Origin of the sequence: Peijinzhouia sedimentorum, from assembly GCF_049340005.1 — a bacterium.
Taxonomy (GTDB): Bacteria; Bacteroidota; Bacteroidia; order Cytophagales; family Cyclobacteriaceae; genus CAXBDP01.
The window spans coordinates 274,954-296,507 of record NZ_JBMPIY010000002.1; the positions used below are offsets into that span (position 1 = coordinate 274,954).

At 38.8% G+C, this 21,554-nt stretch carries 20 protein-coding genes; 8 read left to right on the forward strand and 12 right to left on the reverse strand.

Translation table 11 applies throughout. The annotated features are described in order from the left end of the window. Nucleotides 1-16: 16 nt before the first annotated feature. The gene (locus ACOXY8_RS04295; RefSeq protein WP_458330311.1) at nt 17-538 is read right to left on the reverse strand and encodes a DUF7935 family protein; all 522 of its coding nucleotides are present in this window, start codon (nt 536-538) and stop codon (nt 17-19) included. Nucleotides 539-644: 106 nt separating this feature from the next. Between ACOXY8_RS04295 and ACOXY8_RS04300 the strand changes: the two genes are divergently transcribed. After that, nucleotides 645-962 carry a HesB/IscA family protein gene (locus ACOXY8_RS04300; protein ID WP_458330312.1) on the forward strand — a complete coding sequence of 106 codons (318 nt, stop codon included), beginning with the start codon at nt 645-647 and terminating at the stop codon, nt 960-962. A gap of 452 nt (nt 963-1,414) precedes the next feature. Here the strand turns inward: ACOXY8_RS04300 and ACOXY8_RS04305 are convergent, their stop codons facing one another. Genes ACOXY8_RS04305 through ACOXY8_RS04320 form a run of 4 tightly spaced genes read right to left on the reverse strand, consistent with a single transcriptional unit; the run spans nt 1,415 to nt 4,511 of the window. Beyond that, nucleotides 1,415-2,284, reverse strand: coding sequence for a ChaN family lipoprotein (locus tag ACOXY8_RS04305; protein ID WP_458330313.1), 870 nt, complete (start codon nt 2,282-2,284; stop codon nt 1,415-1,417). Then, nucleotides 2,281-2,655: a dihydroneopterin aldolase gene (folB, locus tag ACOXY8_RS04310; RefSeq protein ID WP_458330314.1), complete on the reverse strand. Its 375-nt coding sequence runs from the start codon at nt 2,653-2,655 to the stop codon at nt 2,281-2,283. The genes ACOXY8_RS04305 and folB overlap by 4 nt, the downstream gene beginning before the upstream one ends. Next, nucleotides 2,645-3,562, reverse strand: coding sequence for a DivIVA domain-containing protein (locus tag ACOXY8_RS04315; RefSeq protein WP_458330315.1), 918 nt, complete (start codon nt 3,560-3,562; stop codon nt 2,645-2,647). Before ACOXY8_RS04315 ends, folB begins: the two co-directional genes overlap by 11 nt. A 25-nt stretch (nt 3,563-3,587) precedes the next feature. Beyond that, nucleotides 3,588-4,511, reverse strand: a complete 924-nt coding sequence (locus tag ACOXY8_RS04320) for a WD40 repeat domain-containing protein (protein ID WP_458330316.1) — start codon at nt 4,509-4,511, stop codon at nt 3,588-3,590. A 56-nt stretch (nt 4,512-4,567) separates the two neighbouring features. On the opposite strand from ACOXY8_RS04320, the gene ACOXY8_RS04325 reads away from it, so the two are divergent. Both ACOXY8_RS04325 and ACOXY8_RS04330 read left to right on the forward strand, forming a co-directional pair. Then, nucleotides 4,568-5,206, forward strand: coding sequence for a 4'-phosphopantetheinyl transferase family protein (locus tag ACOXY8_RS04325; RefSeq protein WP_458330317.1), 639 nt, complete (start codon nt 4,568-4,570; stop codon nt 5,204-5,206). 1 nt (nt 5,207) lies between these two features. After that, nucleotides 5,208-5,795 (forward strand): thioredoxin family protein, encoded by a 588-nt coding sequence (locus ACOXY8_RS04330; RefSeq protein ID WP_458330318.1) that lies wholly within the window; start codon nt 5,208-5,210, stop codon nt 5,793-5,795. A gap of 1,114 nt (nt 5,796-6,909) precedes the next feature. Here ACOXY8_RS04330 and ACOXY8_RS04335 read toward each other — a convergent pair. The 4 genes from ACOXY8_RS04335 to ACOXY8_RS04350 form a co-directional block, all read right to left on the reverse strand. Continuing rightward, nucleotides 6,910-7,764 carry a transglutaminase-like domain-containing protein gene (locus tag ACOXY8_RS04335; protein ID WP_458330319.1) on the reverse strand — a complete coding sequence of 285 codons (855 nt, stop codon included), beginning with the start codon at nt 7,762-7,764 and terminating at the stop codon, nt 6,910-6,912. Nucleotides 7,765-7,770: 6 nt separating this feature from the next. Then, nucleotides 7,771-9,399, reverse strand: coding sequence for an acyl-CoA carboxylase subunit beta (locus tag ACOXY8_RS04340; RefSeq protein ID WP_458330320.1), 1,629 nt, complete (start codon nt 9,397-9,399; stop codon nt 7,771-7,773). 89 nt (nt 9,400-9,488) lie between these two features. After that, nucleotides 9,489-10,418, reverse strand: coding sequence for an MlaD family protein (locus tag ACOXY8_RS04345; RefSeq protein ID WP_458330321.1), 930 nt, complete (start codon nt 10,416-10,418; stop codon nt 9,489-9,491). 82 nt (nt 10,419-10,500) lie between these two features. Beyond that, nucleotides 10,501-11,283: an N-acetylmuramoyl-L-alanine amidase family protein gene (locus tag ACOXY8_RS04350; protein WP_458330322.1), complete on the reverse strand. Its 783-nt coding sequence runs from the start codon at nt 11,281-11,283 to the stop codon at nt 10,501-10,503. 78 nt (nt 11,284-11,361) lie between these two features. Between ACOXY8_RS04350 and ACOXY8_RS04355 the strand changes: the two genes are divergently transcribed. Next, nucleotides 11,362-14,124: a putative LPS assembly protein LptD gene (locus tag ACOXY8_RS04355; RefSeq protein WP_458330323.1), complete on the forward strand. Its 2,763-nt coding sequence runs from the start codon at nt 11,362-11,364 to the stop codon at nt 14,122-14,124. Between the two features lie 116 nt (nt 14,125-14,240). Here ACOXY8_RS04355 and lysS read toward each other — a convergent pair whose 3' ends face one another. Together lysS and ACOXY8_RS04365 are read right to left on the reverse strand one after the other, a co-directional pair. Beyond that, entirely contained in the window at nt 14,241-15,977 is a 1,737-nt protein-coding gene (gene lysS / locus ACOXY8_RS04360) for a lysine--tRNA ligase (RefSeq protein ID WP_458330324.1), read from the reverse strand. A 51-nt stretch (nt 15,978-16,028) separates the two neighbouring features. Continuing rightward, nucleotides 16,029-17,222: a proline dehydrogenase family protein gene (locus ACOXY8_RS04365; protein WP_458330325.1), complete on the reverse strand. Its 1,194-nt coding sequence runs from the start codon at nt 17,220-17,222 to the stop codon at nt 16,029-16,031. Between the two features lie 66 nt (nt 17,223-17,288). Between ACOXY8_RS04365 and ACOXY8_RS04370 the strand changes: the two genes are divergently transcribed. The 4 genes from ACOXY8_RS04370 to aroB all read left to right on the forward strand — a co-directional run bounded on the left by ACOXY8_RS04370 (nt 17,289) and on the right by aroB (nt 21,231). After that, nucleotides 17,289-18,395 carry a chorismate mutase gene (locus tag ACOXY8_RS04370; protein ID WP_458330326.1) on the forward strand — a complete coding sequence of 369 codons (1,107 nt, stop codon included), beginning with the start codon at nt 17,289-17,291 and terminating at the stop codon, nt 18,393-18,395. Continuing rightward, entirely contained in the window at nt 18,379-18,930 is a 552-nt protein-coding gene (locus tag ACOXY8_RS04375) for a prephenate dehydratase domain-containing protein (RefSeq protein WP_458330327.1), read from the forward strand. The genes ACOXY8_RS04370 and ACOXY8_RS04375 overlap by 17 nt, the downstream gene beginning before the upstream one ends. A 191-nt stretch (nt 18,931-19,121) precedes the next feature. Then, the gene (locus ACOXY8_RS04380) at nt 19,122-20,222 is read left to right on the forward strand and encodes a chorismate mutase (RefSeq protein WP_458330328.1); all 1,101 of its coding nucleotides are present in this window, start codon (nt 19,122-19,124) and stop codon (nt 20,220-20,222) included. Next, complete coding sequence (aroB, locus tag ACOXY8_RS04385) at nt 20,209-21,231, forward strand: 3-dehydroquinate synthase (protein WP_458330329.1); 1,023 nt, start codon at nt 20,209-20,211, stop codon at nt 21,229-21,231. The genes ACOXY8_RS04380 and aroB overlap by 14 nt, the downstream gene beginning before the upstream one ends. A 25-nt stretch (nt 21,232-21,256) precedes the next feature. Here aroB and ACOXY8_RS04390 read toward each other — a convergent pair whose 3' ends face one another. Further along, nucleotides 21,257-21,505 carry a YtxH domain-containing protein gene (locus tag ACOXY8_RS04390; protein WP_458330330.1) on the reverse strand — a complete coding sequence of 83 codons (249 nt, stop codon included), beginning with the start codon at nt 21,503-21,505 and terminating at the stop codon, nt 21,257-21,259. Nucleotides 21,506-21,554: the final 49 nt, after the last annotated feature.

The window sequence follows — 21,554 nt, forward strand, 5'->3', positions numbered from 1 at the left end:
ATTGATTCTACTTTAATCAATAAATCCCCCTAACCTCTCTCTTCAATTCGATTATCGCAGCTTGGGAAGCATTGGCATTTTGCTCTATGGCTTTTTGGAGGATGGCTTTGCCTAGCTCTACACCACTAGCGCCTGCTGGCAGTGAAGAAAAGCCCTCTTGTATAAGGCTTTGTACTTGATCTGCTGCATTTCTAATATTTTGCCAGCAAGTATCGCTCATATATACTTGTTGCGAATAATTGTGGCTCAATTCCTCCCGCACTTCTTGCTCCAATATTTGGCGAAATTCCTGCGCAGATAATCCTTGTCTATTCAGCCTCAACACAAGGTTATTTGGCGAAATTCTCTCTAAAAATAGCGTCATCCGCTCATAGGCTTGCAAGCGGATAGGAAGCGCAACTTCAATACTTTTATTCTTTATTTCTAATAAGTTACGTTCAAATTCCTTTTGCAAAAAGGATCTTACCACTAAATACATTCCATACAATACCAAGCCTGCGGGAATAAGAATTGTCAAAAGTTGAATCATTGCCTCCATGTTTCTGATTTAATATTTAGCGAAATTAGCGAGAAATATGCAATTACAAGATTTATGAACTTGAAATGCCCTTGCTTGGTTAAATCTCTGATAGAAAATTAAAGAAATGTTTACACCCATTACTATATCGCCCGAAGCCGCAGTAGAAATTAAGCATATAATGTCGCACAAAAACATCCCTAATGACTACGGATTGCGGGTGGGTATTCGTGGTGCTGGCTGTGCGGGTATTTCCTATATCTTGGGTTTCGACAAGCAAAAGGAAAAGGACAATGCCTATGAAATAGATGGCATTCCTGTATATATCGAAAAAAAGGATTTGATGTATTTGATTGGCTTAGAAGTCTCTTTTTATAATGGCGATGATGCCAGAGGATTCACCTTTGTGAAACAGCAAGAAAATTCATCAACCGAAAATTCTTAATTACTGGTTGGTTACGACATAATTTCCACTGTTTCCACCCCACTAATTCAAGTGACCGCTTGGACCTCTATAGCTACGCAATCCAAAAATTCTATTGCAAGTAATTGATATTCATAGATATTAACATGAAGTCACCAACTGCAGGCAGGCGCTGGCTTGGACTTTATTAGGTTAAGGAAAGAAGAATTTAAACGCAGAGAGAATACAGAGGGAAGACGCGGAGAGCGCAGAGAAGAAACCAAAATCACTAAATTCCACTAGTTCAAGCCTACCTACTGCAGGCAGGCGTCCGCTTGGACTTTTTGATCTTCTCAATTTAATAATTTTATTGTAAATATTTGAATTTCAATTACATTTACACAGAGTCACATGCGGCACACGTGCGCCAGCGTTAGATGCGCCAGCGTGATCTTCATCTTTGTGAAACCTAGCGACAACCCAAAGGTGGAGTCTTAATAGCTTTTCGGGCTATCACTCGGCAGCAAAATGATAAAATCTGCTAAGCCTAAATTCTCCTCAGTCAAGTTTGAAATATCTGCTTGCTCTACCATAGCAATGGTAAGTATTTTCAAGTCTGCATTGGCTTGCTTCAGATACCAGTAAATTCCCTCAAAGTTATTTGAGTGAAAGGTGCCATGATAATGAATGAATGGCGCATCCTCCCGCAAATTCTGCAAGATAAAATAAGCCATAGTCGCATCTTTTGAGGCTTGCGCCATGGCAATATTGGCTGATTGTCCACCTGGAGCATGAGCACCCATGGTCTTGATCATCCATTTGTAGCCTGGCAAGTCCAAATCTACCTGAAAAGGAAGCGGAGCAATGTATTGCTTAGCTGATGCATCTAGTGTAGCCAAACCATCAAGGCCTTGCTTATTTACAACGCTTGCATAGCGACGAGGAATATTTGTGGCAATAAATGGTCTATTGTTATTTTTAGCCAAATCAAGCAGCGGTTTATAATCCGTTTTGAAATTATTCCACATTTTACCTTCCGCTTCAAACTGAGCCAAGGTGATGGTTCCATTCAAATACTCATTCATCAGCAGCTGATTATCCGATTCAAACATTTCGGCTCCAAATACCAAATTGCTATTTGCCTCCATCATCGCCTCACTCAACTTCAATTGCAACCAATGGCCGATGGCATTATTATGCAATTCACCAAAAAGGACAACTTGATGTACATTGCTAGCATCGACCAATTGCTGAAAATCGGTGCTGTTGCCATCCTTATCCAAAATACGATAGCTTGGCAAATCCTGCGCAAAAGAGAAAATTGAAAAGCTGAGGGTAAAAATTAGGGTAAATATTTTTTTCATCTTGATAAGGTTAAGGTGGCGGATGATTCTTTAGCCAAGGCGCCAATTGGCGGATTCATTTTGGCTACTTTTACTTCTATAGAATCTATAAGTGTAATTTCGTTAAGAGCTTTCTCGGCAATTTTAAAAGCAAGATGTTCCAAAAGCTTAGCAGGTTGCGTCATCACTTCCCTAGTGATACGATACAATATACAATAGTCGATAGTACCATTTAGATTGTCTTCTTTGGCAGCCAAGCCTAAATCGCCTTTTGCAGAAATATCAACCACATATCGGTTACCTATTTTTTGTTCTTCGGCTTGCACTCCATGGAATGCAAAGAATTCAATACTTTTGAGTCTTACCTCTCCAGGAGCCAATTTATATTTCATCGAAAAATGAGCCTCCTTTTTTAGGCTTACTAATTGAATTATCAGTGTTTTCTATTTCAGCGTCGTCTTCTTCACCCAATTGATGCACAATTTTCTGGTTGTTAGGATTGGCGGGAGGTGAAACAAAACGAGTTTCTATTTTTTCTTCTTCCTCTGGACTTTCTTCCTCTTTCTCTTCTACAATTTCCTCACTACCATAATGCTCATCGAAGTCTGCCTCAATTTCTTCCTTTCTTGCAAACTTTTGATTGTCCTCAACATCAATATCCTCCACTTCTGCCATAGGCAATTCCTCGGATCTCTCATGCACATTATCCCATGATTCTAGTCCTTTTACTTTGCGAGAAACACTGCGTGCTTGCTTCAATATCCCACCTACATCGTAGTCATCTGCACGTAATTCTAGCTTATCGACTTTCTTGAGTAAGTCGTTCACTGTATTACGCATATCTGTGATAAAATCATTGCGAGTGCCTTGGATGTCCTTAAACGCCTCCTCTAGTAATTTCACTTCTGCTTCCATGGCTGAAATGATATCCTTTGCATTGTCTTCAGCTTGTTCTTGAATTTCTCTTGCTCTTTTTTGCGCATCACTAATTAGCTGCTGCGATTTCATTTCGGCTTCTTTGATGCTTAGCTCTGCAGCTTTGTTGGCCTGCTGCACTACTGTAGCACCAGTCTCTTCGGCTGTTCGTAAGGTTTTAAAAAGTGTAGATTCTACTTGTTTCATTTTTTCTACATCTTTCAAGGCGGCATCAAGCTTTGCTTTCAGCTCATTATTGTCCTCGATCATTCTGTCCCATGCCATCGAAAGCGAATTGAGATAAGACGTCACTTCATCTTTATCGTATCCTCTGAATGCTTTTTCGAAGGTCTTTTGTCGTATTTCAAGAGGTGTAATTTTCATAGTATATGCTGATATTAGAAGTCGATTATAATGAAGATGGGAAATTTATTTGCCAAACCGAAAGTGTACGATCGTCCGAAGCGGAAATCACTTGATTTTGATAATCCGTCCAAAGCAACCTATTTACACTTGTGCCATGACCAGCATGCCTCGATTTGTCAATCACTTTCAAAAGTTTATAATTTTGAGCATCCCAAATCTTTATGGATTTGTCCATGCTACAAGTTACGAAATGTTTATTATCAGGACTAAAGTCTAGATGATTGATGGCAAACATATGAGCTACAACGGAATGTTTCGGCTGATAATTATTTTCTCCATCCCAAACTTTGAAATTAGCATCTCTGCCCGCACTAATCAAATCAGCATTTACACCTTGAAATTGCAAGGTAAACACCGAATTCTCATGCCCTTTGATCAATGCTTTGGGTTCGAAACTCTGCAAATCGAAAAGCCTGATATTATTATCACTATAGCCTACTGCTAATTGGTTTGAAGGCGCATCAATTGCCATCGTTCGTGCACTTTTGTCAGAAGCTTTGATATGCTTGCGAACAGCCATTGTTTGCCTATCGACTACGATCACTACGCCGTCACCCGTGGCTACGAAAATATCGTTGCCAATTCTCTGTATATCAAAAATGGCCGCAGAGGTAATTTTCACTGAGCCAATCACTTTCATTTCCTCCACATTCACTATTTGGATGCCCTCGTAGTTTTGCCCTATAATCAGCTCATTACTAACCTTATCAAAATGCAGCGCATAAACCGAAGCACTTACTTTGGCTATCAACCGGCCTGTTTCGGGCTTATGCAAATCCCACATTACAACAAATCCATCACCTCCCGCCGAGAAAAATTCATGCTCGCTCGGGCCTGCCACCAAAGTGTAAACACAATCGGAATGTCCTCGCAGCGTATGCAGTTTTTCTACCTCAGGTCTAATCATTATGGTAAATTTACAAGCAAAATCCTTTACTTTACCCTGCACAAACATACATTTTTATGCCGCTGTTCCATTTAGAAAAATTAGAAAATGGAGGATATATAAGTATTTGGAAGATTGCTGAGTCGGAAGAAGAATTGGCTGCCGCCTATAATTGGCTAGAAAATGAGCGGGAGGATTTCGAAACGATTAACCTTTCCTCCCGCCGATTAGAATGGCTTAGTTTGCGAATGGCGCTACATGAAATTTTCGAAAATGCAAAACTCAAAGCTACAAGCGTTTACAAAACCAAATTCAACAAACCTAAATTACTCAAACGCTCTTATCATATTTCCTTTTCTCATAGTCATGGATATGCGGCAGTGATTCTGCACAAAACATATCCGGTAGGAATAGACATTGAAACGCATGGTGAAAGGGCATTTCGGATCAAACACAAATTTCTGAATGAAAATGAAATGGCCGCATTTGGGAATTCAGCTGAAAACGCACTCATTGCCTGGTGTCTAAAGGAAACACTTTATAAAATATGGGGTCGCAAAAAGCTGGATTTCAGAGAGCACATGCATATAAAAGTGGCAAATGATGGATATCCAATGTATTTTGCAGGAACAGTGGCAAAAAACAATCAGGTGTCAGCCCATAGCATGGAAATTAGGCGGTACGAAGATTGCATAGTTGCTTTTAACTTAGACTAATATGAAAAAAATATTTTCCCTCCTATTTGCAGCCTTTTTTATTCATTCAGCAAGTATTGCTCAAGTGAAAGCCGTAAGCGACGTGAGCCTGATAAATGCAAGTGATAAAACTGAAATTTCCTTATCGAGCTTCTCCGCTAAAAAAGGGATTGTCGTAATTTTCACGAGTAATTATTGCCCATTTTCGAAATTGTACGAAGATAGAATTAATGACTTGGCCAATAAGTACTCATCGCAAGGAATTCAAATGGTGCTAATCAATTCTAACAGCCCTGATGACAATCCTGCAGAATCCATTGAAGAGATGGCCGCAAAAGTGAGCTCATCCTCTTATACATTTCCTTATTTGAGTGATAAGGAACGCAAAGCCTTAGATATATTCAAGGCTAGCAAAACTCCCGAAGCATTTTTGTTGAAGCCTTCAGCAGATGGCTTTGCTGTTGTATATAGTGGAGCAATTGATGATAATCCGCAAGTTGCGGATCAGGTGAGAGAGCAATATTTGGCTGGTGCTATTGACGCTTTGCTTGCAGGTAGAGATCCAGCCAAGCCTTTTGTAAGACCCGTAGGCTGTATTATCAAAAACTAAAATTATTCATTGTCACTGAGTAAAGAGATCAATTCGTTGATCTCTTCTTTTTTTCTATCTATTGGAATTAAAACCATTAGAGATAATCCTTATTGCGAATATTAAAAATCCTCTTAAAAAGAGGTCTTCCAACGTATTGGAAAATATCCACTTAATTGATGGGTGGGAACACCTTAATTTAATTTTGCAATATTTTAGGCAAATTCCTTCTTAATATTTTCTTTATTTGGCCTACCTAGGAGATTTTTCAGTTAAGAAATTTGTGAAGCATATTTTTAGGGAAAAGATCCTCAGCCTTGACTACCCAAGCAGCCTTGGGTTTTTGCTTATTTCGTATCAAAAGAAAGGAAGAGTTTAGCTATCAATTTTGCTATTACGATCGCACTCTTTTTCAATACAAAGAGTTGCTTATAAATTTCGTTAAGGAATTGAAATTCAATGTTATTTGGAAGTTTCCTTTTTTCTTTTTGTCATTGCCACAAAAAGAAACAAAAAAGTCTAGACAAAAAGAAGCTTCCACCCTCAAGGCCAGCGCCGGCTCGCCTTTTTGTCCTCCCACCTGCAAACAGCCATTGTTAATCTTTTTTTCCTTTCTTTTTCCCAATCGGCCTAGGAGATTTTCCCGCCAAGAAATATGTGGAATAAATAGGCTCTCTTGATTCAAAGACTGTTTGAGCGCAGCGAGTTTCTTTGAATCGCCTATTTATGGAACATATTTTAGGGAAAAGATCCTCAGCCTTGATTTTTTGATTCTTTGGCATCAAGGCAAAAGAACATAAAAGATGAGTTTATCTGTAGATTTCACTATTAGAAATTGCAACCTTTTAAATACAAATAGTTCCTTATGCATTTAATTAAGTTATTGAAATTCAATTCTTTTCGGAAATTTTCTCATCACTCTTTGTCATTGCCACAAAAGGCAACCAAAAAAGTCTAGACCCAAAGAAGCTTCTGCGCACAAGGCCTTCGGTCGGCTGGCCTTTTTGTCCTCCATCCCGCAAACAGCCAAAATTCTAAAAACAATTTTCTTAAAAAGAGGTGACCTAAAGTAAAGAACTTATAAAACCTGTGAAAAAGGATGAAGCTTGGTTGACTGTATTATCAAAAACTAAAATTATTCATTGTCATTCAAAAGGGAGATCAATTCGTTGATCTCTTCTTTTTTGGTGAGCTCTCCAAGCTTTTCGAAGGACATCGCAAGATTGCGCAAGCTTCGAGAGATCAAATCGAAATTGCTGCAAGGCTGATAGAATTTCTCCTCCGGCTGAATCTGCAATTGAGAAATATACTGATCTATATCCTCCCGCGAAAAAATAATTCCACGATTGAAGGCATTGATATAAAATTGAACATCGCCCTTTTTATAAGTTAAAATAAATAAATTGGGCAGATTGACTCCGAATATCGGCATTTTCAATTTTTGAGAAATCAACAAATAAACCGCACAAAGAGAAATTGGATTTCCCTTCTTAGTTTCCAGCACCACGTTAATCATTGAATTGCCTGGCGAATGAAAATTCTTGGTATTTGGGCTGAAACGTAGTTTTGAAAAAATGACGCTATTGATGATTTTAACCAAATCCAGCGGGTGGGCGTCATCCTTAAATTGCATCCAAGTTTCATAGTAGATTTGCTCAATTTCTTTACGCAAATCACTTAGAAGCAAATCGGGATAAGAGTAGGTAGCAATGGCCCAAAGTCCTTCGAGTAGGTCTTGCTCTTCGCTACTTTTCCATTGCAGTAGGCGCTGTTTTACCTCTGTAAACTGAAGCGTGTGAATGAGTTCTTCAATTCGCTTTTGGAGAGAAGGATTAAAGCTATTTTCCCATTTATCTTCCAAAAATGGAATAATACCTGAGCCAAGCGAAATGATTTTGTCTTGCACATGATGAAGTACTTCTCTGTCATCATCTTCCAAAAGAGAAACCAGTGCACTTAGCTCATTATTATTCAATTCTTCTCCTGTCATACGATATTAGGTCTGGATAACACCTACATTAAATCTCTCGGTAATCGGCGCGTTATTCGCTGCTTCAATTCCCATTGAAATCACTTTCCTTGTTTCCATCGGGTCGATAATATCATCTACCCAAAGTCTAGATGCTGCATAGTATGGGCTCAATTGTTCGTTATAGCTTGCCGTGATTTTATCTAGCAATTCCTTTTCAACATCTGGATTGATTACCTCTCCTTTTGCTTTGAGGTTTGCTACTTTTATTTGCAACAGGGTTTTAGCTGCTGCTGCACCACTCATTACGGCAATTTGAGCTGTAGGCCAAGCCACGATCAATCGTGGGTCATAAGCTTTGCCACACATTGCATAATTGCCTGCTCCATAGGAGTTGCCCATTACAATGGTGAATTTAGGAACTACAGAATTGGCAAGGGCATTTACCATTTTGGCTCCATCCTTAATAATGCCACCATGCTCTGCTCTTGAACCAACCATAAAGCCACTCACATCTTGTAAGAATACTAGCGGTATTTTACGCTGATTGCAATTCATTATAAAACGAGCTGCTTTATCTGCGCTATCTGAGTAGATTACTCCACCCATTTGCATCTCCCCTTTTTTATTTTTCACTATTAAACGCTGATTTGCAACAATACCAACTGCCCAGCCATCTACTCTACCGTATCCACAAATTATCGACTTGCCGTAAAGCGCTTTGTATTCATCAAACTCTGATTTATCTACAATTTGCTTGATAACTTCTAATGTGTCATAAGGCTTGGTTCTGTCAGCTGGCATCAAGCCTCTCAAGTCTTTGCCAGTATCAGCGGGAAGTGCAGATTCAGTTCGATCGAAGCCTGCCTTCTGATCATGTCCCATTTTATCAAACATTCCTCTGATTGCATCTAGGCAAGTTTTATCATCAGGGTATTTATTGTCGGTTACACCTGATATTTCGCAATGCGTGGTAGCACCACCAAGTGTTTCATTATCTACATCTTCACCAATTGCAGCTTTTACTAAATAAGAACCCGCAAGGAATATCGAGCCAGTACCATCTACTATTAATGCCTCGTCGGACATTATGGGTAGATATGCTCCTCCCGCCACACAGCTTCCCATAATTGCCGCGATCTGCACGATGCCCATGGAGGTCATTTTAGCATTATTTCTAAACTGTCTTCCGAAATGCTCTTTATCAGGGAAAATCTCATCTTGCATGGGAAGATAAACGCCTGCACTATCTACTAAATAGATGATTGGCAATCTATTTTCCATCGCAATTTCCTGCGCACGCATATTCTTTTTGGCAGTAATTGGAAACCATGCACCAGCTTTCACTGTGGCATCATTGGCCACAATTACACACTGCCTGCTACTTACGTATCCAATTCCCATTACGACTCCTCCAGATGGACAGCCGCCCTCCTCCTCGTACATACCATCGCCTGCAAATGTGCCGATTTCGAGAAAATTACTATTCTCATCTGTCAGGTAGTCAATTCTTTCTCTAGCAGTGAGTTTGCCTTTTTTATGATGTGAATCAATTCGCTTTTGGCCACCTCCTTCAAAAACCTTCTTTCTCCTTTCGCTAAGCTTGTAGCAAAGTTGCTTCATTTCGTCCTCGTTGCGAAGATAATTTAAGTCCATATCAAATTCCTGTTTGCGTGTATTTGGAAGCCAAAATACAACAATCAGAATGAATTTTGGAAAGGAATATGGAAGAAAGGTAAAATGACTTAATCTTCATTCTTGCGACCAAAGACAGAGAAATGAACATAACGATTAGGGTTATCCTTCATATCCTTTAGTAAACTATCCAGGCTTGCTGCACTCTTATTCAGATTGTTATAGAGAGCTTCATCTTCAAGCATTTTTTGAAGTGTACCGTCATTTTCATTGAGCTTGGCGAGAAATAAATTTAGCTCATCAAGCGATTGGTTTATTTTATTAAATGATTCTGAAAAGCTTAATTGTTGAAGAGAATCTGCCACCACATCCATTTTGCCCAATAAAGGACCTATGTCTTTTGAGATTAGATTTAATTCAGCACTTAATTCGGATAGATTTTGGGTGAGCACACGCACATTTCGCCTATTTTCTTGCGCCATATCTCTGATGATATGGGTAGTAGCTTGTACTTGATCTACCATATCATTTACTTTTGGTCCGTTGCCTGAAAAATCTTCTAGAATATTATTGATTGCTCTAAGCGTGGCTCCCAAACTATTGGCCACAGGTAAAGCATTGTCTTTCAAAAATTCAGTAATACTTGGATCTATTTGGGCTATTAATGTGTCTCCGCTTACTAGTCTATTTGTTAAAGACCCAATTTGCAGTTCAATCGCTTTACTTCCTAAGAAATCACTATTGATTAGAAGTGCAACCGTACTATCTCCTAACTCCAAGCCTTCCTCCACTTGGATTTCCACTACTATTTGATTATTATTCTTTTGATCCAAACGTATGGATGAAACACGGCCGACACTCAGACCATTAATGACTACAGGATTGGAAACTGTAAGTCCATCTATATTTTCATATAAAGCATAATATTTTGCTGACTTATTAAATACTTCAATGCCTTTAAGATAATTGAAACCAATGTAGAATATCGCGATGGCAGCAGTAACTAATAAACCTACTTTAAATTCCTTTGAGAATCTCATATTCTAATATCAAAATAATTTAGCAAAATTGACTAGCTATATCTTTAAAAAATTTATTAAAGCCTAAAATTAGGCTGAAGAATTAGTTTGTTCCTTCAAGTTCATTCTTGTAGTCCCGTACCGCTCTAAAAATACCAGATGCAATATACACACGTCCTTTTTCACTATTTAGATAATTCTCTTCAGATTGATTAGAAAGGAAGCCTGTTTCTATCAAAACACTAGGCATGGATGTATCCCAAAGTACCCAAAACGGCCCTTGTTTCACACCTCTACTTTTACGACCAACTCGAGTAGCAAATTGATTTTCGACATTAGCTGCCAATGAAAGGCTATTTCTTAAGAATGCCTTTTGATACATGTTGAATAGAATGTAGGATTCCTCTTTATTGGGATCGAAGCCTTCATACTTTTCTTCATAATTATCTTCTAGTAATATCACCGCATTCTCTCTCTTTGCCACTTCAAAATTTCCGGCTACTTTGGACAAACCCATTACAAAAGTTTCAGTACCATATACACTCCTATTTCCTGCTGCATTACAATGGACACTAATAAATAGATCTGCATTCTCTCTATTGGCTATTCTGGCTCGTTCTTTGAGATCGAGGAATTTGTCAGATTTACGGGTGTAGATAATTTCAACATCAGGCAGGTATTCATTCATAATTCGGCCTAGCTCTAGAGCTATTTTTAAAGCGACGTCTTTCTCTTTTGAAGATCGACCAAGTGTTCCCGAATCATGCCCGCCATGTCCTGCATCAATTACTACCCTTTTAACTGAATAGGCTCTTAATCCAGCTTGTGTTGTAGTACCGAGCAGCAGCGCAGTGGACAGAAAGAATATAATTACAATATTTTTCACGCAATACGACTTAGTTGGTGGAGAATAAATAACTTTGAATGCAAATTTGTGAATTTCTCGGATAAACCGAAAGTTAGGGTGCTTAGATATAAAAACGGTTTTTTTCTATTACTATTATTCTTTGGCAGTTGGGTCGGTGCGCAAGAGAGAGTACTTGAAACCGAAAACCTGCCTCCTATTCCCTTTAGGGACAGTTTAGAGCTTTCAATTCCTCCAAATTTGCTCGATACCATTCCTCCTGACAGTTTATTAATTACAAGGCAGCGCATAGTTAGAGATACTATTGGTGATGTAAAGACTACTATCATTTACAATGCCGAAGATTCCATAAGACTCGATGTGATCAAAAACATTGCATATCTGTATGGCAATGCTGAGATCAAATACGGGCCAATTGAGCTCAAAGCTGATTACATAGAACTCGACTGGGCAAACAACATATTATATGCCACGGGAATTCCAGATACTACTGGTAAGCTACAAGGAAAGCCTATTTTCAAGGAAGGAATAGAAACATATGAAACCACTACCCTCCGTTATAATTTCACCACTGGCAAAGCTTATATTACTGGAGCTGTAACTCAACAAGGGGAAGGTTTTTTGCAAGCAGAATCCATTAAGAAAACTCAATCTGGAGAGCTTTTCACATATTATGGACGCTACACGACTTGTAATTTAGAGCATCCTCACTTTCACATCCAATCCGAAATGATTAAGGCCATTCCAGGAAATAAGTTGGTTTCTGGACCTTTCCACCTTAGATTTAATGATATTCCTACGCCGCTAGGTTTTGCCTTTGGGATGTTTCCAGATCAAAAGAAAAAACGTAGCTCAGGAATCATATTTCCTACCTATGGAGAGGAAAGAGTTAGAGGTTTCTTCATACGAGATGGTGGTTATTATTTGGCATTAAACGACATCATACACTTAAGTGTGATGGGTGAAGTATATTCAAAAGGTGGCTATGGAGCCACATTACAGTCTACCTATAACAAGCGATATTCCTATCAAGGCAGCTTCCGTTTCAATTATTCGCGCTTCAATAGTGATGAAACAGAACTTAATCCAATTGCCATTAATGATTTTTGGGTGGATTGGAGCCACAGACCAGTTCCTAAAGGAAGCAGTAGATTTTCCGCTTCCGTACGAGCAGGTACATCAACTTACAACAATAACAACACTTTAAATTTTGAACGAAATGTGAATTCTGAATTTTCATCTTCTGTTCAATATCAAAAAAACTTCACAGGCACGCCATTCAATATGTCGGCAAATGCTAGGCATAGTCAGAATGTGAGAGATGGAAGAGTACAAGTAACTTTGCCAGAAGCAGCTTTCAACATGAATAGGATAACACCCTTTAAAGATTCAGATATTGATTTTGTGAATTCCTTAAATTTTGCCTGGAACTTCAATCTCACAAGCAATATTTCGAACAGACCAAGCGGGAGGGTTCCTAGTGGTATTACCTTATCGAATCCTAGCGACATCCCAACCGATTCGATTATGCCGTTCAATTTTGAGACACTTCCTTATTTATTGAGAAATGCGCGAATTGGTGGCAGACATCAAATCCCTGTTTCTACCACATTCAATGTATTAAAGCATATTAATGTCAGTCCAAGCTTCAATTATGAAGAACTATGGTATTTACAAGAGCTTCGTTATACTTGGCAGGCAGATCAGAATGCTGTGCGTTTAGATACAATTCCTGGTTTCAAAAGAGCTGGAACTTATAATGCAAGTATTGGAGCTGCTACTAGAATTTATGGTACTTATAATTTGAAAAAAGGGAACATCCAGGCTATTAGGCATATGGTAACTCCAACTGTGGGATTTAGTTATAGGCCAGATTACTCTAATAGTAAGTACGGCTACTTTCAAGAAGTCCAGATTAATGAAGAGGGAGACACTCGTTTACTTTCTAAATATGAAGGGTTCGCATACGGAGCTCCATCAATTGGAGAGAGTGCTTCTCTGAACTTCTCATTGGAGAACAACCTAGAAGCGAAAAAAGCAGCCAAAGGAGATAGTGCTACCAAGGCTGAAAAAGTGAAATTGATAGATAACTTTGGAATCAGCACTTCCTATAATTTTCTTGCCGATTCTTTCGGTTTATCCAATATCAGGACGGCATTAAGGACTAATCTTTTCCAAGGAGCACTTAATGTGAATATAGGAGCAGAAATAGATCCGTACCTTACTCAGCTCGATTCTATAAGTGACACAGGGCAAGTTTTTCAAAGAAGGTTAGACAAATTTGCATGGAATAATGGACAAGGTATTGGCAGAATTCGTAATGTGACTTTAAACTTAAGCACTAACCTAAACCCTGCAGCCAAAGGAACCCAAGGTGGGGCCTCAAGCGCAGGTCTCAATAGAATGAGTCCCACAGGAATGATGGGAGACGGCGTAAGTGATACTGGCTTAGCTGGAGCCCAAAACCTTGCAGATAGCGGAGACTTAGAAGCAATGATGATAATGAACTCACCTTACAACTACGTTGACTTCACTATTCCATGGAACATTAATATTAGCTACAACCTAAATTATAGGCGAGATGGTTTCCGTGAAGCAGACGTCACCCAGGCGTTAACTTTTAATGGTGATGTCTCCATTACTGAAAAGTGGAAAATCAATTTTAATTCGGGTTATGACTTAGCTACGAAAGAATTAACTCACACCACAATTAGTATCAATAGAGATCTCCATTGCTGGGAGCTACGTGTTAATTGGGTGCCTTTTGGCCGATTTACTTCCTATTCAGTGGATTTACAAGTTAAATCCTCCCTACTTCAAGACTTGAAAATCAACAGACGAAGAAACTTGAATGATAGGTAATTGGCCAACTCAGCAAGAGACTCGATCAATTCTAAAAGTTTACCTCCCGCCATTTTTGGGCAAAAAAATAGCCATGCGAATAATCACATGGCTAAATTGTTTATCTCCTTAAAAGCTTAACGTTGCCAAGATTGAACTTCTTCTAAACTTGGGTTTTTCACATCATTAAGCTTTAATTTTTTTCTCGTTCCACACACATCATTGAAGAGCTTATTCGCGTTTTTCTCGTCTAATTCTTCCAATGTATTTATGCCCACTTTACGCAATACAGGAATCAAATCTGCCCTAACACCACGCTCAGTTAATTCCTCATCAGTCACTAATTTCACTTGTTTCTCAGGACGCATTTGCGGGAAAAATAGCACTTCTTGGATAGATGGCGAATTGGTCATGATCATACTCAATCTGTCGATACCGACACCCAAGCCAGCTGTAGGAGGCATGCCATATTCAAGTGCACGAAGGAAATCTTCATCCAACACCATCGCTTCATCATCACCGCGCTTTCCAAGCTCCAATTGCTCCTCAAAGCGTTGTCTTTGATCGATAGGATCGTTCAGCTCTGAGAATGCATTGCAAATTTCTTTGCCATTACATACTGCTTCAAATCGTTCTACCAAACCAGGCTTGCTTCTATGCTTCTTAGCCAATGGCGACATCTCAACCGGATAATCAGTAATGAAAGTTGGCTGAATCAATAATTTCTCGCATTTCTCACCAAATATCTCATCTATCAACTTTCCCTTACCCATGGAATCATCCACAGGAACGCCCAAGTCTTTTGCTGTCTTTTTAAGCTCAGCATCATCCATTTGTGAAATATCAATTCCAGTAAAATGCTCAATTGCTTCGAACATTGTGTACCTCTTCCAAGGTCTTTGGAAATCAATTGTATGCTCGCCCACTTTTACTTTGGTATCTCCATGTAGTGCAATAGCCACTTTTTCGACCATTTCCTCCACCAAATTCATCATCCAGTAATAATCTTTGTAGGCTACATAAAGCTCCACTTGAGTAAATTCAGGATTATGAAAGCGACTCATTCCTTCATTTCTGAAATCTTTGGAGAATTCAAATACACCATCATATCCACCTACAATCAGCCTTTTGAGGTATAGCTCGTTAGCAATTCTCAAATAAAGCGTCATATCCAAAGTATTGTGATGTGTCTTGAAAGGACGCGCAGCCGCACCACCATAGATTGGTTGAAGAATTGGCGTTTCCACTTCTAAGTATCCTTTTTGTGCCAAGAAATCCCTCATGGTATTCACCAAGCGAGTTCTCTTTACAAAAATCTCTCTCACTTGCGGATTCACAATCATATCAACATAACGCTGACGGTATCTTTGCTCTGGGTCAGAAAAGGCATCATAGGTCTTTTTATTGCCTTCCTCATCCGTTACTTCCTTTACCACTGGCAATGGTTTTAGCGCTTTGGTAAGCACTTTCATATCATACACATGGATAGATACCTCACCGGTTTGAGTGAGGAATACTTTTCCTGTAATCCCAATTATGTCGCCAATTCCAAGCAGCTTTTTGAATACCGTATTATATAACGTTTTGTCCTCTCCTGTGCAAATATCATCTCTTCTGAAATATGCTTGGACTTTGCCGGTGGAGTCTTGCAACTCACCAAACGAAGCTGAGCCCATAACCCTACGAGACATTAATCTGCCTGCCAACGTCAAATCTTCACCAGAATCAATATATTTTTGAAAATTTTGGGAAATATCCTCCGCAGTATGACTTACTTCAAAGGTTTCTGCTGGGTATGGATTTATATTTAATTTTAGAAGTTCTTCACGTTCCTGCCTTCTAATAATTTCTTGCTCGCTTAGTAAAATACTCATGCCTTAAGTTTCGGTGAAATAAAGAATTTTGCAAAAGTACAAAATTGCTCGTTATGCTGCTTTGTTCTGTTTTTTTCTGCGATCCATTTCCCTTTTTACTAAGGTAAACTCTCTACTGCTTTGTCCGGCCACAGAAGTATTTTCTTCTGCTCTTCTAAATAAATAGGGCATTACATGTACTATCGGACCATAAGGAACGTATTTGGCAACATTGTAACCTTCTTTTGCCAAGTTGAATGAAATATTATCGCTCATTCCATAAAGCTGCGCAAAATATACATTTGGATCATTGCGCTTCACGCTATGCTTTTCCATCAACACAGTTAGATAGTAATTGCTGTATTCGTTATGAGAACCTGAGCAAAGCGCAACTCTTGCTTTATTATTTAGACAAAACTTCAATGCCTCATTATAATCTTTGTCTGTAGCTTCTTTTGTTTTATTTATTGGATCTGGATAACCCTTTTCGGCAGCTCTTTCTCTTTCCTTTTCCATGTAAGCACCACGCACTAATTTGGCACCTAAATAAAACTGTTTCATAGTAGCCAATTGATGGGCATTTCTCAGTTTTCCAAGCATTTCATGGCGATACATTTGATAGGTGTTATATACAATCACTTGCTCCTTGTTGTATTTCTCCATCATTTCATATACCAAGTCATCAATCACATCCTGTATCCAACTTTCTTCGCCATCAATAAAAATTCTAACGCTATGCTCATAAGCTTTACCGCAAATACGATCAACTCGCTCTCTTATTGCTTGAAAAGCCTTCACTTCAGCATCTGTCAATTTTGCTTTGCTTTGCACTTTTTCCAACAATGGCGTTGAAGCAATACCAGTTACTTTAAATACTGAAAAAGGAATATGCTTACTTACAGCTGCTTTTTCAATCGTTTTGATTATCTCATTCGCAGTTGATTCAAAGCCCTTCTCCGTAGTAGCACCTTCCACAGAATAATCTAGAATAGTGCCTATGTTGAATTGAGCCAATTCTTGTATTGTCGGTTCAGAATCTTCGATGGTTTCTCCACCACAAAACTGTTCGTAAACCGTATTCCGTATAATACCCTTAATTGGCAAATGAATTTTTAATGCAAACTTTGTAAGCGCAGAACCTACCTTTACCAAAGTATTATTGTTGAGGGTAGCGAAAAGCAAATACATTTTCTTTAATGCATTATTTGATTTAGAAGCAAAAGCTACCTCTAGGTTATCAAAAGATATAGTATTTTGTGGTTCCATATTTTTAGAAATCAGCATGCAAATATATAACAAACAGATGCTCCAATAAATTAGTTATTCTACCATATGTCAAGAAATAATTTTAACGGTACACAGGTAAAAAACTATTGGTGGAATCAATTTACGAAGCCTTTTGTTTTGGCCGGCCCGTGTAGTGCTGAGTCACCTGAACAAATGCGGGAGGTTGTAGAAAAGCTTGCTGCCAGCAATATCCCATTTATCCGTGCAGGTATCTGGAAGCCTCGTACTAGACCTGGCAGTTTCGAAGGTATGGGCGCAGAAGCCTTGCCATGGCTTGCTGAGCTTAAGAAAGAATTCAAGGTAAAATTCGCCATAGAAGTAGCCAATCCACATCACGTGGAGCTAGCCTTAAAATATGAAATCGATTTGCTTTGGCTAGGAGCACGAACCACAGTAAATCCATTTACTGTTCAGGAAATAGCTGATTCATTAGTGGGAGTTGACATTCCTGTATTGGTGAAAAATCCAATCAATCCAGACTTGGCTTTATGGCTTGGCGCAATAGAGCGGATTGAGAAAGCTGGAATTAGCAGAACTGGCGCAATCCATAGAGGCTTCAGTTCATTGCAACAATCGAAGTACAGAAACATCCCACTTTGGCAAATTCCTTTAGAACTAAAAAGCCTCCGAACCGACCTCCCGCTTATTTGCGATCCAAGTCATATTACAGGCAATAGGGATCTAATAGCCAATGTGTCGCAAAAGGCTATGGATTTGAATTATGATGGATTGATAATAGAAACGCATCCAAATCCACCAAAAGCTCTAAGTGATGCTGCTCAACAAATCACGCCAGAAGTGCTCATTGATTTACTTGGCAAACTCAAAATGCGGGACTCTTCATTTAGAAATAGCTTTTCCATAAATCGTCTGGAAGAAATCCGTCATCAGATTGACAATGCTGATCAGGAAATCCTTGAGGCAATTGCACGTAGGATGCGATTGGTTGAGGAAATTGGTCATTACAAAAAGGAGAATAATGTGGCTATATTCCAATTAGAACGATGGAAAGAGGTATTCAAAAGCAGACCCGAATGGGGCGATTCAATGAATTTGGATAAGGAATTTATCTTGGATATTTATAGGCAAATTCATCAGGCCTCAATAAAATCTCAAACAGAAATTTTCAATGGGAATGGAGAGCTTGAATAATCGTTTTCACACACTTGGCCCAGAAGGTTCTTTTCACCATTTGGCTTTGGAGCATCATCATGGTGCTGTTGATATTCAACTACATGATAATTTTGATCAGATATTTGCTGCCACAAAAAATGAAGGTCGAGGTTGGATTGCCGTAAGGAATTCAATTGCCGGATTGGTGGAAAATAATCAGCTCATTATTGATCAATCTTTCAACAAAATCAAGTGCTACAATTTTCTTGTCAAGCTTTGTCTGGCCAGTCTAAATGATTCACCAATTGAGAATTTTAAGCAAGTTTGGTCACATGCAAAAGCATTACAAGAATGCTTGCCTTTTCTCAATTCGCAACTTCCCACTGCACTATGGAAAGAATTTAATAGCACCTCCTCAGCAGCTTCCAAATTACTGAATTCTCAAAAATCAGATGTGGCTGTTATTTGCGCAACTCAAACTGCACACTTGTATAATCTCACCATCATTCAAGAGAATATTCATTCCAGCAATCGAAATTTTACTGAGTTTGTCCTTTTCGAAAAAAGAAAATAAGTTTTTGAAATAAAAATAATTTCTATATTTGACTCGATGAGCAACACGCAAGCAACATATTTTTACTTTTATTTTTACACCGCCCAACATCAGATGGATCGGAGCTTGCTGCTATAATCAAAAACCAACAAAAAAATTTACAGCCCGATTCACACAGAGTCGGGCTTTTTTTATGTCCAAAAACTAAAAATATGAGTCACACAAAAATTGAAGATTGGGGGTTAGGCTTGACTGCACCACTTGTAATTGCAGGCCCTTGTAGTGTCGAAACACAAGCGCAAATCCAAAGCATGGTAGAACCCATGAAAAAAATGCGGGAGGTGCAATTGTTCAGAGGTGGAGTTTGGAAGCCACGAACAAGACCAGGAAATTTTGAAGGTTTGGGCGAAAAAGCTCTGGAGTGGATGGTTGATTTTCGTGAAGCATCTGGAATTCCTGTAACTGTAGAAATTGGCAATGCACAACACGCGGAAGCAGCTCTAAAAGCAGGAATTGATGTATTATGGATTGGTGCTAGAACTACCGTAAATCCATTTTCCGTACAGGAAATTGCTGAAGTACTGAGAGGGACAAATGTGCCAGTGATGGTGAAAAATCCCTTGAATCCGGATCTTCAACTTTGGCTTGGAGCCTTGGAAAGACTAGAAGCAGTAGGAATTAGAAAACTTGCTGCTATCCATAGAGGTTTTGCGGACGCATACGATAAGCGCTTCAGAAATAAACCCAATTGGAGCATGGCTATTCACTTGAAAAGAGAGTGGCCCGGAATGCAAGTGATCAACGACCCTAGTCACATCTGCGGGAAGCGAGAAATGATCCAAGAAGTCGCCCAAAAAGCCATGAATTACGGCTTGGATGGACTTATGATAGAAACTCACCCAAATCCGGATCAAGCTTGGAGCGATGCCGCACAACAAATTACACCAGCTAAGCTTGAGGAGATTTTAGCATCATTGGATTACAGAAAGGTAATTGAAGATCAAACTTCAGATGAGCATTTGAACCAATTCAGATGGATAGTGGATCATTTAGACAAGCAATTGTTAGATTTGCTGAGTGAACGGTTTGAGGTGATAGATCAAATTGGTGAATTTAAAAGTGAAAGAAAATTGGCCGTATTCCAACCGGACAGATGGCAAGAGGTGATGAATTCACGAATAGAAGAAGGATTGAAGAAAAAGATGAGTGAAAAGTTTATGAAAAACCTCTTATTTGCAATTCACGAGGAATCTGTAAAGAGACAAGAGTTCCAAATCAGTAAAAAACCGACATTGAACAATGCAATATCCTAAGATTGGAAATATTGAAAATCAACTAGCCTCTTACTTAGAACAAACTTCCTATAGTAAGATTGGAGTTCTAGCAGATTCAAATACCATTGAGCTTTGCTATCCAATTATCAAAAGCTTATTGCCAAATCATAGTATCCTAGAAATTCCAGATGGTGAAAAATGGAAAAGTCTTGGAACTTGTGAGAAAATTTGGGAATGGATGACAGCAGAAGGCTGGGATAGACATGCATTGTTGATAAATCTAGGTGGTGGAGTTATTGGCGATATGGGTGGATTTTCAGCTGCAGCTTATAAGCGTGGCATTCCGTTTATCAATATTCCAACCACTCTCCTATCGATGGTCGATGCTAGCATAGGTGGAAAATTGGGAATAGATTTTCAAGGATTTAAAAACCACATCGGCTTTTTTAAAGATCCTGATGCAGTGCTGATTGATGATGTATTTTTGAAAACTCTTCCCTCCCGCGAATTACGATCGGGATTTGCTGAAGTAATAAAACATGCATTAATCAGTAATGAGGCTGGTAGAGAAATCCTTCTAAACTCAGATTTTCCGAATCTTAATTGGAAGGAGATTATTGAATCTTCAATTAAAGTAAAAAGTAATATCGTTGCCCAAGATCCGACTGAAAAAGGATTGAGAAAAGTGCTCAATTTCGGCCATACAATTGGGCATGCTATTGAGTCATATAGATTGGAAAGTGACGAGCCATTTCTGCATGGCGAGGCTATTGCACTTGGAATGATGGCTGAGACTTGGTTGTCAGTAAAGAAACTTGATATGGATCAGAATGAAGCAAATCAAGTTTATAACTATATCAAAAACACTTATTCTGAGCTAAGTATTGAAAATGATGATCTGGAAAAAATTGTCAGTTTGACGCTACAAGATAAGAAAAATAAAGATGGTGAAGTTCTTTGCTGCTTATTGGCTGGATTTGGCAGCCCTCAATTTGATATAAAGATAAACAGCTCAGAAATACTAGAGTCTCTAAGGTTTATTGCATAAAAAAAGGTGCCGAAGCACCTTAAAATTATTCTGTAGTTTTGGATATTTTTTTACTCAATCTCTCAGCTTCAGCGAGTGCTTCGTCTTTGAGACCTTGCAACTTAGACTTGCTGGAAGTCCATTGGCCTTCCAAATCGTCCTTTAAATCGTCGAATTGCTTTCCTAATCTTTTTCTAGTTTTTTCACCTGATTCTGGAGCAAGTAATACACCTACCATGGTACCTACGGCTACTCCGCCTAAAAACATTAATGCTGATTTTAACTTATCTTCCATAAAAAATAGTATTTATAATTAAATGAATTTATCTAATACACTATATACA